This window comes from Chryseobacterium sp. 14P4.3.2, assembly GCF_057799275.1.
Genome location: NZ_JBYOKO010000116.1, coordinates 1 through 202 on the forward strand (window position 1 = coordinate 1; position 202 = coordinate 202).

Consider the following 202-nt stretch of genomic DNA (forward strand, 5'->3'; position numbering starts at 1 on the left):
GAAATTATTGACACCAACAATTACTATCCTTTTGGTTTAAACCATATCTCAGGGTCGTTTGGTACTTCTAACTTTGGTAGTTTCTACAGTTACAAATACAACGGAAAGGAATTACAAGAGACGGGAATGTATGATTACGGTGCAAGGATGATGATGCCTGATCTGGGAAGATGGGGAGCAATGGATGCCATGTCTGAGAAAT

At 39.6% G+C, this 202-nt stretch carries 1 protein-coding gene; it reads left to right on the forward strand.

Annotated elements, in window-relative coordinates; translation table 11 throughout:
* A partial coding sequence (locus tag AC27VX_RS23980) for an RHS repeat-associated core domain-containing protein (RefSeq protein WP_488698509.1) occupies nucleotides 1-202 on the forward strand: 202 nt, incomplete at both ends.